Source organism: Rhodococcus sp. BUPNP1 (assembly GCF_002215235.1).
In the GTDB taxonomy this organism is placed as follows: Bacteria; Actinomycetota; Actinomycetes; order Mycobacteriales; family Mycobacteriaceae; genus Rhodococcus.
Genome location: NZ_NERM01000027.1, coordinates 44041 through 59767, shown reverse-complemented (window position 1 = coordinate 59767; position 15727 = coordinate 44041). Strand labels below are relative to the sequence as shown.

Below are 15727 nucleotides of genomic sequence, written 5' to 3'. Positions count from 1 at the left end.
GTCGGAGCGTCCAGCGCGATGGGGCAGCCAGTCCTTCCGAGCCTCGACCGAAGCAGAAATCCATCAGCTACACCCCACCGCTCTGGGCATCCAGGGCACCAACCCCAGACACCTACAAACTTAGGGACGTTCCATGACCACACCGATCCCTGCGAGAAGCACCGCGACGAAGCGGATCACGCTGCTGGTGGTATGTGTGACGACGGCGATGCTCATGCTCGACATCGCCGTCGTCAACACCGCACTGCCGTCGATCGCCGTCGACCTCGACGCGGGCGTGAGTTCACTGCAGTGGGTGATCGACGCCTACACCCTCGCCCTGGCCACAGTCGTCCTCGGTGCCGGGTCGTGGGCCGATCGCCGCGGCCGCCGCCAAGTGTTCGTCGCCGGCCTCGTCTGGTTCACGGTCGCCTCGCTGCTGTGCGCCCTCGCCCCGACGATCTGGTTCCTCGATCTCGCCCGGGCCGTGCAGGGCATCGGTGGGGCGGTCCTGTTCGCCTGCTCGCTCGCCCTCCTCGCCGACGTCTTCGACCGGGGGCCGGCACGGGCGTCGGCCCTGGCCGCCTACGGCGCGACCATCGGCGGCGCCTTCGCGGTCGGCCCGCTCGTCGGAGGTCTGCTCACCGAACTGCTCGACTGGCGCGCGATCTTCTTCGTCAACGTGCCGATCGGCCTCGTGACCCTGCTCCTGTCCCTGCGCTGGGTGCCCGAATCGCGGGATCCCCGCCCGCGCGGCGTCGATGTGCCGGGGCAGTTCCTGGCCGCGGTGGGACTAGCGGCGCTCGTGTTCGCCGTGCTGCGCGGCCACGAGATCGGGTGGTCCGATGCCCAGCCGGTGCTCGCGTTCGTCGTCGCTGCCGGTGCCCTCGTCGCCTTCGTCGTGCACGAGATGCGCACCGCCGAACCGATGTTGCCGCCACATCTGCTCGCCAACCGGGCCTTCGCCGGAGCGCAGGTCGCGGCCTTCGCCATCTCGGCGTCGTTGTTCGCGGTGTTCGTCTACACCACCCTGTACCTGCAGAACGTCCTGCTGTTGTCGCCGGTGCAGGCGGGGTTGGTGTACCTGCCCGCGACCGTCGCCATGTTCGTCGTCGCCGGTACGACGGCGAAACTCGATCGTGTCGTCCCCGCGTGGGTCTCGTTGTCGTGCTCGCTGGCGCTCGTCGCCGTCGGGTTGCTCATGATGACGGTCGCCGAGGCGGACAGCTCGAAGTACGTCCTGCTGCCGGGACTCGTGGTGGCCTGCGCGGCCGCGGGTGTCTTCAACCCGGTGATGAGCGGGATCGTCCTCGGGGAGAGCACCGCGGATCATTCCGGTCTCGCGGCCGGTATCAACGACGCGTTCCGTCAGACCGGCATCGCCGTCGGCGTCGCGGTGCTCGGGGTGTTCCTGCCCGCCGAGTCGCTGCTGCCCGGCGGGTCACCGCAGGACTTCGTGGCCGGCCTGCAGGGGGCGCTCGTGGCGGCGGCGGTCGTCGCGGCCCTCGGAGCGGTGGTGTGTGTGGCCTGCCTGCGCACCCGGCGGCAGACCGTACCTGCGTTCGGGGACACCGAGGGCGACACGGTCGAATTCCCGGCCGTGACGGGATGAGAAGTCGCCGCGCACCCGGCGAAAACTGTCCTTACACTGCAACGATCGCATAGTTCGGCCGGGGTCGAGGGGGGCTCACCACATGATGTACCGACTGCTCGGACCGCTGGAGGTGGTTCGGGTCGCGTCGACGAGTGACCCGGCGGGGCCCTCGTCGGAGTCGCAGGTCGATCTGGGTCCGCGCAAGCAGCGAGCGGTCTTCGCCGTCCTGCTGCTCAACCGGGGGCGGGTGGTCTCCACCGACCGGCTGATCGACGCCCTGTGGCAGGACGACGCGCCCGCCAGCGCGATGGCGAGCATCCAGGCGTACATCTCCAATCTGCGCAGGGTGCTGAGAGGGGAGAGCGGTGCGGCCTCCCCGATCGTGCGCCAACCTCCCGGCTACGTCCTCGACATCCCGGCCGAGTCGGTCGACCTGGCCCGCTTCCTCGACGACGCCGAGGCCGCCCGTCGGCACGCCGAGAACGGGGAATGGGAGCTCGCACTCGACACCGCCGACCGTGCCCTCGACTCGGTGCGGGGGCATCTCCTCGAGGACCTGCGCGACGAACACTGGGTGGAGGTCGCGGCGGCATCCTTCGACGAGGTACGTACCGAATGCCGTGAGACCCGGATCACCGCGCTGCTCGCCCTCGGTCGCCTCGCTCCCGCCCTCGTCGACGCCACCGAACTGTGCAGCGAGTTCCCGTTCCGCGACCGCACCTGCTGGCTGCGCATGCTCGCCCTGCACCGAGCGGGGCGTTCGTCGGAAGCACTCGAACAGTTCCGCGTCCACGAGACGAGACTGGACGCCGAGCTGGGGCTGCGGCCCGGCACCGAACTCACCGACCTGCAGGGCGCGATCCTCCGGCACGAACCGGGACTCGCGGCGTGGCCCCGCACCCCGGGATGGACGGGCGCGGAGGAGGTTCCGGCACCGGCCGCGCCCGCCGTCCCCGCGCCCACCCCGGCGCCGGGCCCCGGACGCATCTTCGTCGGGCGCACCTCCGAGACCGGAACCCTCGACCGCATGCTCGACGAGGTCCGCTCCGGCGCGACCCGGTGGGTCGTCCTCACCGGACCCGCCGGCATCGGCAAGACCCGCCTCGCCGAGGAATGCGACGCCAGGACCGCCGCGATCGGCGGGACCACCGTGTGGGCGCGGTGTCTCGAGGACGACGGAGCGCCCGCCTGGTGGCCGATCCGGCGCATCCTGCGCGAACTCGGCGCCGATGCCGACACCACCCTGATCCCGCCCACCGGAGTGGAATCCGACGAAGCGCGCTTCGCGGTCTACGAGCGGATTCTGGGCGTCGTCGAAACGGCCGCGGCGCAGACTCCCGTGCTCACGATCGTGCTCGACGACATCCAATGGGCCGACCCGACCTCCCTACGTTGCCTGCTGTATCTCGTGGGAGCCCTGCACAAGCGGGGCGTCTGGTTCGTGTGCACACTCCGCGACTCGGAGACGACCCCCACCGTCCAGCGCTTCGTGGACGCCGTGCTGCACGGTGAAGGCAACCGGCACATCGACGTCCCGGCGCTCGCCGAATCCGAGGTCGCCGCCCTGGCGGGACATGTGAGCGGCGCACCGCTCGACGCCGACGAGGCCCGCCTGCTCGCCGAACGGACCGGCGGTAACCCGCTGTTCGTGTCCGAATACGCACGTCTTCCCCGGGACGAACGCCTCGACGGGGGCATCCCCATGGCGGTCCGCTCGGTCCTCGCGCGGCGGCTCGCCGCGGTGGAACCCGCCGTCCTGCAGGTGCTCCGAGTGGCCGCGGTCGTCGGCGACACCATCGAGATGGACATCCTCGCCGGTGCGACCCGCCTCGATCCCGACACCCTCGCCGACTACCTCGACGACGCCGCCGACGAACGCATCATCGTCGCCGATCCCGGATTGCGGGGGTACGCCTTTGCCCACGGACTGCTCCGCGACGAGGTCCTCGCGGCGATTCCCGCCATCCGCCGCCAACGCATGCACGCACGCGTCGCGGAGGTCCTGGCGGACTCCTCCGACCCGGATCGTGCCGGCAGACGAGCCCGGCACCTCATGGCGGCACTACCGCTCGTCGACCCTCGCATCGTGTTCGACGCCTGCGTCACCGCCGCCCGCGAGGCCACCGAGAGGTGGAACTCGGAGGAGGCGGCACGCTGGTGGGACGATGCCGTCCGGGCCTTCGACCTGCTGCCCGCCGCGGAACGATCCCCGGGCGACCGCGACGATCTGCTCGTCGCGCGCGTCGAGGCACTCGCCCGGGCGGGTCGCGGCCAGACCGTACTCGATGTCGTCGACGCCGGTCTGCTCGACGCGGTCCGCGACGGCCGCACGTCGACGGCCGGGCGCCTGGCTGCAGCGCTGCTGCGCGCGGCCGGCGCGTGGCCGTGGGTGTCCTACGGTAAGGATCCGGGACCGGTCCTCGACCGCCTCGCCGCACTCGAACCGTTCGTCGCGACCGACCGCGCGGCGCATGCCCGGGTGCTCGCGGCGCTCGCCGTGGGCAGTTGCTATCACCCCGATTCGTCCGTCCCCGACGGGATGAGCCGCACCGCGCTGGAGATCGCACGCGAACTCGCCGACCCGGACGTCGTCGCCGACGCGTTGCTGGGCCGCATCCTCCTCTACTCGGGGGTCGCGACACACAGTCACGAATCCGCCCGTCTCACCGACGAACTTCTCGCGCTTCCGCACCAGCAGGCGCGGTTCGACGAGGTGATCGCCCACGCCGTCGCGAGCATGACGCAGATGAACCTCGGGGACGTCGACGCCGCCACGTTCCACGTCCGCCGGGGCATCGCCGGCTGCGACCTGCTGCGTCTGCCTGTGCTGCGCGTACAGCTGCGATGGATGGAGGCGACCCTCGCGGCGTGGCACGGCGACTTCGCCGAGACCCGGCGCCACTACGACACCGCCACACAGTTCCACCTGCAGACCGAGCTGTACACGGCGGGCAGTTCCGATCTCGCCACCAATACCCTCGAGTGGGAGTACGGCACCCTCGCCGACGCGGATCCCGGCACCGTCGAACCGGACTCCTGGAGCATCGCCATCGCCGGCGCCCGCCGGGACACCGCGGCGGTGATCCGCGACATCGAACAGTGGGTAGCCAAGGGAGCACCCTTCACCTGGACGACGCTCGGTCACCGCACACTCATCGCGCGCGTCGTCGCCGACCTCGCCCTCGTCGACTACGCCGAGATGTTCCTCGAGCTCCTCGATCCGTTCACCGATCGCATCGCGACGGTGGGACAGGTCGGGGTGATCGGCTCGGTGGCGGAGGTCTGCGCGCGCCTGCACGCACTGCTCGGACGCACCGACGACGCCGCAGTGCTGCTGGACCGGGCCGAGGACCTCGCGACCCGCACATCGAGCCCACCGACACTGCTGCGGTGCCGTCTGCTGCGCGCCCAACTGCGCCCGGTCTCGCCCGAACGCAGCCGGGACATCGTCGCGATCGCCGACGAAGCCACCCGCACCGGCATGCTCGGCCTCGCCGCCCACGCCCGCTCGATCCCCACCTGACCGGTTCTTGGCGGACACTTGGACGACGCCCCCACGTCGCCGCAAGAAGCCGCCAAGCCGGTCCCGGCACTCTTTCGTCGCACCTCATCCCGTGCGACGAAAGGAAGTGCACATGAACCTCCGGACGCCCACCGTCGGCACCGACCCACTCGACGCCCTCCGCACCGCGGTCACCGGATCGATCTCCCTGCCGGGCGAACCCGGCTACGACGCCGCGACCCCGTGGAACGTGGCGGTCCCGGTCCGTCCCCGCGCGGTGATCGCGGTCGAGAACGCCCTCGACGTCAGCGCCACCGTCCGGTTCGCGGGCGAACACGGCCTGAAGGTGGCCGTACAGCGCACCGGGCACGGCGCCGTGCCCCTCGGCGACGATGTGCTGCTCGTGCACACCGGCCGCCTCACCGAATGCCTGATCGACCCCGACACCCGCACCGCCCGTCTCGGAGCCGGCCTGGTGTGGCAGCAGGTCGTCGACGCGGCCGCACCCCACGGTCTGGCCCCGCTCGCGGGATCGTCACCCCACGTCGGCGTCGCCGGTTTCCTGACCGGCGGGGGAATCGGACCGCTGGTCCGCACCTACGGACTGTCCTCCGACCACGTGCGCGCCTTCGATCTCGTCACCGGTGACGGAGACCTGCTCCGGGTGACTCCCGAGCAGCACGCCGAACTGTTCTGGGGCCTGCGCGGTGGCAAGGCGACCCTCGGCATCGTCACCGCGGTGGAGATCGACCTCATGCCCCTGCCGCACTTCTACGGTGGGGCGCTGTATTTCGACGGCGCCGACGCGGCCACGGTGGCGCACGCCTGGCTCGACCTGTGCGCCGACCTGCCCGAGCACAGTTCGACCTCGCTGGCCTTCCTGCAACTGCCGCCGCTGCCGGGAGTCCCGGAACCGCTGGCCGGCCGCGCGACCGTGGCCGTCCGCTTCGCGAGCGTCGCCGGCGAAGCCGAGTCCGAGGCGATCCTCGGTGCGCTGCGCACGGTCGCGGCGCCGATCCTCGACGGCATCGCCACCCTGCCGTACGCGGCACTGGGAGCGGTGCACGCCGACCCGGTCGACCCGATGCCGACCCACGAACACAGTGCGCTGACCCGCGAACTGACGCACGACGCGATCGACGCGTTGCTCTCGGTGGCGGGACCGGGCTCGCACTCGCCGCAGACCATCGTCGAGGTACGGCTCCTCGGCGGAGCCCTGGCACGCGAACCGCGGCATCGCAGCGCCTTCTGCCACCGCGACGCCGCTTTCACCCTCTTCGTCATCGGTGTGCTCGCGCCACCCTCGGCAGACGCCGTCGTCGCACACACCCACGTGATCGACCGGGCGCTGGCGCCGTGGACCACGGGCACCTCGCTGCCCAACTTCACGGCCACCTCGGATCCGGACCGCATCGCGCGCACCTACGACGACGACACCGCGCACTGGCTCGGCGCCCTCGCCGACGAGCACGACACCCACGGCGTGCTGCGCGTCGGGCAGGTCGTTCGCCGGCCCCGATGAGACCGACACCTCCCGCCCCGAGCCCCTCCACTCCCACAAGGCAGGCAATGCGAACTTCTCGATCGATCACCGCACTCGCCCTCTCCACCTGCGCCGTTCTCGCCCTGACGGGTTGCGGCGACGGATCCGTCCCGACCGCCGAGGGCGCAGAGACCGCGGGACACCATCACGGTGTCACCACCCTCTACGGACCGGAAAGCGAACTGGGGGAGGGCATCTCCCGCACCTACGTCGTCGTCGATCACGAGGGTAGGCCGCGTGAGGTCGGTATCCGGATGTCCGAGTCCGTGCTCACCGGCCTTCCCGACGGCCCGGACGCCGAGATGACGATGCTCATGCTGGATCTTCCCGCCGGCGCCCCGGACACCGGTTTCGACCACGTGATGCTGGACTGGAACCCGAACGGGCACGATCCGGAGATCCTCTACGGCGCGCCCCATTTCGACATGCACTTCTACACGACGGACGCCGACCGCGAGGTGGACCCGGGCGCGCCCGATTTCGCGGAGCGCGCGGCGCGGCTCCCCGACCCCGAATACGTTCCGGAGGGGTACATCCCACCGCCCGGTCCGCCGGTCGAGAACACTGTGCCGTTCATGGGCATGCACTGGACGGACGCTGCCGACGGCGTGATCCCCGGATCCTTCGAGTTCACCGAGGTGCTGCTCAACGGGTCGTGGGACGGGGAGTTCATCTTCATCGAGCCGATGATGACGCGGGAGTGGCTGGCGGCGAAGCCGTCCCTGCGGGAGGTCGTGAAACAACCGTCGTCGTACCAACGGACCGGCTACTACCCGACGGTGTACACCGTCGACTTCGACGAACAGGCGGGCGAATATGTCGTGGCGTTGTCGGGGCTGACGATGCGCGAGGCGTCGTAGGGACCGCGAAGGTGCCCCGGCGACGCGGTGATGCGAGACTGGGCAGCGTGCTGCGAATGGGGTTGACCGGAGGAATCGGCGCGGGCAAGTCGACCGTCGCCAAGGAGCTCGTCGAACTCGGGGCGGTGATCGTCGACTCCGATGTCGTCGCCCGGGAGATCGTCGCTCCCGGCTCCGAGGGACTCGCCGAGCTCGTCGACGCCTTCGGCGAGGACATCCTGCAGTCCGACGGCACCCTCGACCGCCCTGCCCTCGCGGCGAAGGCGTTCGCCAGCGACGATGCCCGCGCGGTTCTCAACGCCATCACCCATCCCCGGGTCGGGCGCCGTACCGCCGAGCTGGTCGCCGCTGCGCCCGACGACGCGGTGGTCGTGCAGGACATCCCGTTGCTCGTCGAGGGCGGGATGGCGCCGGCCTTCCACCTCGTCGCCGTCGTGCACGCCGACGAGACGGAGCGGATCCGGCGTCTCGTCGAACTGCGCGGCATGCCCGAGGCGGACGCCCGCGCGCGGATCGCGGCGCAGGCGACGGAGGAACAACGGCGCGAGGTCGCCGATGTGTGGCTCGACAACACCGGTGATCAGCAGGTGCTGGTCGAGCAGGTCCGGACGCTGTGGAACGACCGTCTGGTGCCGTTCGAGAAGAATCTGCGCACCGGCACGGTGGTCGAGGCGGATCCGGTGCTCGTGCCCGCGCGCGAGGAGTGGCATCGGCAGGCGCAGCGGCTCATCGCCCGGCTGGCCCTTGCAGCCGGGGGAGCGGCCGAGCGCATCGACCACATCGGTTCCACCGCGGTGGCCGGTCTGGCCGCCGTCGACGTCATCGACCTGCAGATCACCGTCGGCGACCTTGCGGCAGCCGACGCGCTCGCACCCGCGTTGGCCGCTGCGGGCTTCCCGCGCATCGACGATGTGGTGACCGACGAACCGAAGCCGTCCTACGGCGCCGGGGGAGAGACCGACCCGGCGGTGTGGGAGATGCGGCTGCACGGCAGCGCCGATCCCGGCCGTCCGTCGCGGGTGGCGGTCAGGGTGGACGGCTGGCCCGCCCAGCAGTTCGCGTTGCTGCTGCGTGACTGGTTGTCTGCGGTCGACACCGCGAAGCGCGAGTACGCCGACCTCAAGGCCGATGCTGCAGCCGAAGCGGCGCAGAAGTCGGATCCTGCCGAGGCGGCCGCCGCCTACGCGGCGCTCAAGGCCCCGTGGTTCGACCGGGCGCATCATCGCGCGTGGGAGTGGGCCCAGAGCACCGGCTGGTCGGCCTAGGGAGTCCGGACCCCAGGCGGGGACCCGCCCGGGAATCTTCCGGATGCCCCATCCGTTAGAGTAGTTGATAGTTCAACTACTTGACGGAGGTTCGACCGTGCAGTTCGGCATCTTCACCATCGGCGACGTCACGCGCGACCCCACGACGGGTCGGGTCCCCACCGAACACGAGCGCATCGTCGCGATGACGAAGATCGCGCTGAAGGCCGAGGAGGTGGGCCTGGACGTCTTCGCGTCCGGCGAGCACCACAATCCACCCTTCGTCCCGTCCTCGCCGACGACGATGCTCGGCTGGATCGCCGCGAGGACCGAGAAGCTCATCCTCTCGACCGCGACCACTCTCATCACCACCAACGACCCGGTGAAGATCGCCGAGGATTTCGCGATGCTGCAGCACCTTTCCGGCGGCCGCGTCGACCTCATGATGGGGCGCGGGAACACCGGACCGGTCTACCCGTGGTTCGGCAAGGACATCCGGCAGGGCATCCCGCTGGCGATCGAGAACTACCACCTGCTGCGACGGCTCTGGCGCGAACGCGTCGTCGACTGGGAGGGCAAGTTCCGCACACCGCTGCACGGCTACACCTCCACCCCGTGGCCGCTCGACGACACCCCGCCCTTCGTCTGGCACGGCTCCATCCGTTCGCCGGAGATCGCCGAGCAGGCCGCCTTCTACGGCGACGGCTTCTTCCACAACAACATCTTCTGGAACAAGGAACACATCCAGCAGATGATCGCCCTCTACCGGCAGCGGTTCGAGCAGTACGGTCACGGCGCCGCAGACCAGGCTGTCGTCGGACTCGGCGGCCAGGTGTTCATGGCGGAGACCGAGGCCGAGGCGAAGCGGATCTTCCGTCCCTACTTCGACAACGCGCCCGTCTACGGTCACGGCCCGTCGCTCGAGGACTTCTCGACGATGACACCGCTGACCGTCGGCACACCCGAGCAGGTCGTCGAACGCACGCTCGGCTTCGCCGACTACGCCGGCGACTATCAACGTCAGCTGTTCCTCATGGATCACGCGGGTCTGCCGCTCGACGTCGTGCTCGAGCAGATCGAGATCCTCGGCCGGGAGGTCGTGCCGGTGCTGCGTACGGAATTCGAACGTCGCCGCCCCGCCCACGTGCCGTCCGACCCGCCCACGCACACCACCCTCGCCGCGCAGGGGGCCGACTCGGCGCACCGCCAGGTGATCCCGGCCCGCGTCGACCTCGTGCCCGAGGAGGCGGACGCCCGATGACCCGCCGCATCGTCGTCGTCAGCGGTGGCCTGTCCGAGCCGTCCACCACCCGTCTGCTCGCCGACCGCATCGCCGAGGCCGCTCGCGTCGCGGTCGGTGCGCGAGGCGACCACGCGGAGATCGAGGTGATCGAACTGCGCAGCCTCGCGACGGATCTCGCCACCACCTTCACCGCCGGTGTCCCCACCGCGGCGGTCGCGCGGGCCCGCGAACAACTCGCGACCGCCGACGGGCTGATCGCGGTGAGCCCGGTCTTCGCCGCCGGCTACTCGGGCCTGTTCAAGATGTTCTTCGACGCGCTCGACCCGGACACGCTCACCGGTGTGCCCACGGTGATCGCCGCGACCGCGGGCAGCGCCCGGCACTCGCTGGTCCTCGACCACGCGATGCGGCCGCTGCTGAGCTATCTGCGCGCGCTCGTCGTGCCCACCGGCGTCTTCGCGGCCACCGACGACTTCGGCGCGGGCGAGGCCGCCACGGCACTGCGGGGGCGGATGGACCGGGCGGCGGACGAACTCGCCGAGCAGATCACCCGCAGCACGGGCTCACCACACGGGGTCTCGGAAGTCTCGCCCCCCGGACGGCCGCGCGCGTCGGGCAACGCGGTCCGCACGGACGGACCGTCCTTCCGGGAACTGCTCGGTGCTCACCTGGGATGAGCCCCCACGTCGCGGGCCGGTCGGCAGTCGGCGGGGAGGTAGGCACTGAGCAGGTCCGCGGGAGAGCGCGCAGCTCGGCCGCCGGGCCGTTCACCCGATACAGTCCGCCGACCGCGAGTGCCCCCACGATCGAGATGTGCAGTCGATCGGCCAGCCGGTCGCTGTGGGGCCCGCCGAGCTCACCGGTCAGGGCACGCAGCCTGCGGCGGAGCTCTTCCTCGTGGTCGAGGCAGCGATTCCTGATGTGCTGCGACTCGTCGCCGTCGAATTCCGCTGCCGTGTTGACGAATGCGCAGCCGCGGTAATCGGTCCGCATCGCGAGGTCCTGGATCCAGGCCAGCTGGGCGTCGAGCTGCTCACGTGGGTCCGGGTGTTGCGCGGCGGTGCTGTCCCATTTCGCCCAGAAGTCGTCGTCGCGCCGCTGGAGCACGGCGAGGACGAGGTCGTCCTTGCTCGGGAACCAGCGGTACAGGCTCGCCTTGGCCACTCCGGCGCGGCGAACGACCTCGTCGACCCCCACTGCGCGAACACCGTTGGCGTAGAAGAGCTCTGCTGCGATGTCGACCAGTTTCTCACGCAGGGCCTCCCCGCGTACCTGCTTGGTCGCCTCGCTCACGTCGTCCCTCCCGGTCGCCCACCACTATCGCCGCCTTGCCGAAGCCGAGACGGTTCGTCACCCAGGCCTGGGCCTCGACCGCACGATACAGATCGAACCGCGCGCCGACGACGACCCGGATGCGTCCCGCATCGACGAGACCGGCGATCGCCGTGAGTGCTACGGGATCCGGTTCGACGAGGCACGCGACCGCCCGGATTCCGCGTGCCTCGGCCGCCGCCCGGTACCGCGGGATCGACCACGCGGTCGCGAGCGCGACGGTCCCACCCGGTGCGACCAAATCGAAGAGCGAGACACCGAAATCGCCCCCGACCAGGTCGAGTGCTGCATCCACCGTCCCGATGGCGGCGACAGCAGGACGGTCGGTGTAGTCCACGCACGACCGGGCGCCCAGTTCGTACAGGGCGGCGTGGTCGTGGGGACGCGCGAGTGCGACGACCGTCGCGCCGCGTGCGACCGCGATCTGCACGGCGAGATGTCCGACCCCACCCGAAGCGCCGCTGATCAGGACATGGCACCCACTGCCCACTCCGGCCGCGTCGAGCATCTGCCACGCGGTCAGCGCCGCCATCGGAAGGCACGCTGCCTCGACGAACGGGACCGACGCGGGCAGCGGCACCAGTTGGTAGGCGGGCACGGCCGTGTACTGCGCGTACGTTCCGGCGGGGTAGGGGAACCGGGCCAGACCGAATACCCGATCCCCCACCTCGAACCGCGTGACGCCGTACCCGATGGCGTCGACGACGCCGGCGACATCCCATCCGGGCACGAAGGGGAGTCGCATCGACTGTTCGTAGCCGGCATTGCGCCCGGTGTACATGTCGATCCGGTTGACGCTCGTCGCCTCGACGGCGATACGGATTTCTCCGGCAGCGGGTTCGGGCCGCGGAACATCGACGATCCCGAGGGGAGACCCCCACTGTTCGTGGCGGGCGGCCGGCATGGTGCCGGTACCGGGTCTGCGTGCGCCGACGATCATGATTCGCCTCCGTGGTGGGATCCAATATCGAGACAGATCTGTCTCGTTCATCCCCGACGGACGGAGGGTGTGTCAACAGGGATTGCTGCGATGCGGCTCGGCGACTTGCCGTTCCCGAGGGGCACACCTATAGTTCCTTAAGTTATGGGGTCTAACTTAAGGCGATCGGAGGGGCGAGCGGGGTGGCCGGCGTCCGCAGGCGTGCACGCAAGATCGACGTGGAGGACATCATCCGCGTCGGTCGGGCGATCGGGCTGCGACAGTTGAGCCTCAACGCCGTCGCTGCCGAACTCGACGTCTCCACGGCGGCGCTGTACCGCCACGTGGACGGTCGCTGGGGGCTCGAACTCGTCGTGGGGGAGAGTCTGCTCAGCGATCTCGCTCTGCGCGACGATCCGGCACACGACATCGAACAGCACCTGCTGTCGTTCGGTCTGCAGCTCCGCGCGTTCGTCCTGGCTCATGCGGGCCTGGGAACCTACATGCAGACGCTCTTCCCGCGCGGGGAAGCGGGGCAGCGTCTGATGGCGAGCGAGGTCGAAGCTCTCGTGCGCCGCGGGTACACCCCCGACGTCGCTGTCGCTCTGGCCAGTGCGGTGGCGAGCACCGCGATCAACTTCGCGGTGGCCGAGGAAGCGCAACTCGAGCGGATCTCGGGGCTCCAGCAGCAACGCGACGACGTCGCCGAACGGCTGAGCGCCGACGAACGCCTGGGTGAGGCTCATCGCGACCTTCCCGAGTTCGACCACGAGGGGTTCTCGATGATGGTCCTCACGGCGACGATTCGCGGCCTGCTGGCGGTCGGTCCGGTGGGGCGACCACTGCACGAGGTGGTCGTCGATCTCGGATCGACAGGGATGGGGCTGCGATGATGCAGGACGAATCTCGGCAGGTCGTACGATCAGAAGTCGGGATCGGTTGTGTCGACGACGATTTCCGGATCCGATGTATCAGTGAGGTCGAGATCGCCGAGGTGTTCGATCGGCAGGTCGTCGATGACGGGGTGCTCGATATCGTCCTCATCGATTCCCTCGGCAGGAACCAGTTCGGTTCCGATGCGAGGGGTGAGGGGATCGGTGGCGATATCGAGCACCCGACACCAGACGCTCCCGGGTAGTTCGGGTATCCGGTCCATCAGGTCGAGACCCAGCGATTCCCCCAACGGGGGCAACGGATTCGGTTCGCTTCGCGTCATTGCTCATCCTTCCGGGGATTCTCCGGCCGTTCGGTGCCCTCCGTGCCGGCCGATCCGATCGTCGTTGCCGGATCGATACGGGCCGACCGCCGGTCGGAGGCGACTCATTCTGCGCCGAGCAGTGCCGGACTCAGCAGATCGACGAGTTGCCTACGGGCGCGACTGATCCGGCTCTTCACCGTCTGCACACCCACCCCTTGATGGGCTGCGATCTCGGCGTAACCGAGTTGTGCATACTCGCGCAGCACGATCGCAACCCGAAACTGTTCGGGGAGAAGGAAAAGGGCCCGACGGACCGCATCACCGTCGACCACGCTGTCGGCGAGAAGTGTTTCCCCGGATGTATATTCGTCCCCGACCCGTTCGCCGAGGACCTCACCACGTCGTCTGCGCACGACGGCGAGCGCCGCATTGCTCGCGATGCGATACAGCCATGTTCCGAATGCTGCTGTGCCACGGAACTTGTCGAGATTCTTCCACGCCGCGATCAGTGCATCCTGCAGTGCGTCCTCGGCGTCGTGCCGGTTTCCTGTGATCTGGACGCAGACCGCCCACACACGTTCGCGTGACGGTGCGACGAGTTCGGCGAACGCTGCCCGATCGCCTGCCCGGCACCGCTCGATCAACTCGGCCTCGCTCATCGAGTCCCCTCACCATCCCGAGCAGTCACATTGTCCCGCATGCACATTCGAGCCTCTGCTCGACGGGCGGGGGAGTTACGAATATACCGTGGTTCGAAGTGGTCGACGCCGTCGGGGGCAGCGTCGACCACCCGTCGACAATACCGCGAGATCAGTTCTCGCCCAAGCCCATCTCCTGGGATCGGACCAATTTCACGTACTGGGTGGCCAACCGCTGTGACATCGTACGAAGCGAGTCGTTCTCGGGAGCCTCGTTCCCACCGGCCGCAGCCCCGAGAGTTCCGCCATGTACCGCCCGTGGACAATCAGCACACACTCGCCCGCCCCTGCGCCACGTCACCCGACCAGCAACGTGTTCCCGGGATGTCCTGCGGAACGGTCTCGTCCTCGACGAGGTCCGGATGCATCTCCCGGATCGTCTCGACGAAATCGTCCCGCAGGAGCTCCGCCTCCGCAGGACCGGCAGTGCGGTAGACGTTCGACGCGGCCTTGGCGATCCGGTCGGTTCCGGTGACCTCGAAGATCCTCTCGGTACGGGCGGGATGCGAATCGAAGTGCAGCCATCCGTCCGGCCCGTAGACCGCGAGGTCGGACAGGCGGGGGAGCGCCCCCTCCGGCAGGCCCACCGCCCGGGCGAGGACCCTGTCGACATCCATCGGAAGATCGCCGATCTCCTCGACCGGCGTCGCAGGAAAACCGTCGAGCAGCGTCGCCTGGGCCCGCGCGGCACGCGCGGCGATGTCGGTGGTCCAGGCGACGTCCCCGGTCTCGCTGCTCGCATAGGTGTGGATGACGAAGCTTCCCTGCGGGGTGATCGTCGTGGTGGTCACGCGACCGATCACGTCCCACGACCGTACGGAGGCCAGAGTCTCCGGAGCCCCCGGCACGGCGACCGGCACCGCCGGCGGGATACCCGTGACGATCGAGGGATCGCTGGCGAGCGGCGTCGTCCTGTCGACCCGCTCGAAGTCGTGCACGACCTGCGCGGCCCGCGCGGCGTCCTCGGGAGTCGCGAACCGCGCCACCGCGACCTGCAGCATTCCCGACTCGTCCTCGGTGCTGCGGGAGGTCCGGAATCCCGTGATCATCCCGAAGGGTTCGAGGAGATTGCCGGCACCGTCCGCCAGGATCCTGTCGGTGGACACCGAGACACCGGTACGCGATCCTTCCGTCGTCAGCGTCGGATCGATGTCGTGGGGGTGGACGACGAACTCGGCCATCCGCTGTCCCTCGATCACCGGTCCGGCTTCACCGGCAGCGAAGTTCTCCCCGACGAAGTCGCGCGGTTCGACCCGATACTCTCCGGTGTCCAACGAGGCGAGGTCGATTCCTTCGGTGCTCTCCTGCCCGGGAGGGGTTGCGGGTTCGGTCCCGTTTCCGGTGACGGTCGTGTCGGAACCGCACCCGGCGGCCGCCAGGATGGTTGCCGTCGCGACCGCCAGGACGGCGCGCGTGGCACGAGATGTACGCATGGGTCGGCTCTCTCCTCGGTGTGCGAACACGGATCGATACGTGACGCGGATCGGAGAGCGCGGACCGCATGAATGTGCCTGCCCAGGATCATGTGTGATGCCATTCACATCGAATCGTCACGAGCGGTCCTACTGGAAGACCGTGGCGGCGACTGTGGCGCCTACACCGATCGTCGCGACGA

At 69.5% G+C, this 15727-nt stretch carries 12 protein-coding genes; 8 read left to right on the top strand and 4 right to left on the bottom strand.

Annotation, left to right across the window (positions count from 1 at the left end):
* Nucleotides 1-133: 133 nt before the first annotated feature.
* The 7 genes from B9C99_RS21440 (at nt 134) to B9C99_RS21410 (ending at nt 10642) form a co-directional block, all read left to right on the top strand.
* A complete protein-coding gene (locus B9C99_RS21440; protein WP_088899277.1) occupies nt 134-1591 on the top strand; it encodes an MFS transporter in 1458 nt (485 codons plus the stop codon).
* Nucleotides 1592-1673: 82 nt separating this feature from the next.
* Nucleotides 1674-5096, top strand: a complete 3423-nt coding sequence (locus B9C99_RS21435) for a BTAD domain-containing putative transcriptional regulator (protein ID WP_088899276.1) — start codon at nt 1674-1676, stop codon at nt 5094-5096.
* Nucleotides 5097-5208: 112 nt separating this feature from the next.
* Nucleotides 5209-6597, top strand: a complete 1389-nt coding sequence (locus tag B9C99_RS21430) for an FAD-binding oxidoreductase (RefSeq protein WP_016691433.1) — start codon at nt 5209-5211, stop codon at nt 6595-6597.
* 47 nt (nt 6598-6644) lie between these two features.
* The gene (locus B9C99_RS21425) at nt 6645-7478 is read left to right on the top strand and encodes a DUF5602 domain-containing protein (RefSeq protein WP_071935114.1); all 834 of its coding nucleotides are present in this window, start codon (nt 6645-6647) and stop codon (nt 7476-7478) included.
* A 47-nt stretch (nt 7479-7525) separates the two neighbouring features.
* A complete protein-coding gene (coaE, locus tag B9C99_RS21420; protein ID WP_186455092.1) occupies nt 7526-8743 on the top strand; it encodes a dephospho-CoA kinase in 1218 nt (405 codons plus the stop codon).
* Between the two features lie 97 nt (nt 8744-8840).
* Nucleotides 8841-9983: an LLM class flavin-dependent oxidoreductase gene (locus tag B9C99_RS21415; RefSeq protein WP_060652933.1), complete on the top strand. Its 1143-nt coding sequence runs from the start codon at nt 8841-8843 to the stop codon at nt 9981-9983.
* Nucleotides 9980-10642: an FMN reductase gene (locus B9C99_RS21410; protein WP_088899274.1), complete on the top strand. Its 663-nt coding sequence runs from the start codon at nt 9980-9982 to the stop codon at nt 10640-10642. The genes B9C99_RS21415 and B9C99_RS21410 overlap by 4 nt, the downstream gene beginning before the upstream one ends.
* Nucleotides 10643-11214: 572 nt before the next feature.
* On the opposite strand, the gene B9C99_RS21400 is transcribed toward B9C99_RS21410, so the two are convergent.
* Entirely contained in the window at nt 11215-12237 is a 1023-nt protein-coding gene (locus tag B9C99_RS21400) for an NADP-dependent oxidoreductase (RefSeq protein WP_088899273.1), read from the bottom strand.
* Nucleotides 12238-12419: 182 nt separating this feature from the next.
* Here B9C99_RS21400 and B9C99_RS21395 point away from each other — a divergent pair, with 182 nt between their 5' ends.
* Nucleotides 12420-13109 carry a TetR family transcriptional regulator gene (locus B9C99_RS21395; protein ID WP_088899272.1) on the top strand — a complete coding sequence of 230 codons (690 nt, stop codon included), beginning with the start codon at nt 12420-12422 and terminating at the stop codon, nt 13107-13109.
* Nucleotides 13110-13138: 29 nt separating this feature from the next.
* Here the strand turns inward: B9C99_RS21395 and B9C99_RS21390 are convergent, their stop codons facing one another.
* From B9C99_RS21390 to B9C99_RS21380, 3 genes are all read right to left on the bottom strand, one after another.
* Complete coding sequence (locus B9C99_RS21390; RefSeq protein WP_088899271.1) at nt 13139-13432, bottom strand: hypothetical protein; 294 nt, start codon at nt 13430-13432, stop codon at nt 13139-13141.
* 104 nt (nt 13433-13536) lie between these two features.
* Complete coding sequence (locus tag B9C99_RS21385) at nt 13537-14073, bottom strand: sigma-70 family RNA polymerase sigma factor (RefSeq protein ID WP_088899270.1); 537 nt, start codon at nt 14071-14073, stop codon at nt 13537-13539.
* Nucleotides 14074-14378: 305 nt separating this feature from the next.
* Nucleotides 14379-15545, bottom strand: a complete 1167-nt coding sequence (locus B9C99_RS21380) for a hypothetical protein (protein WP_253250156.1) — start codon at nt 15543-15545, stop codon at nt 14379-14381.
* Nucleotides 15546-15727: the final 182 nt, after the last annotated feature.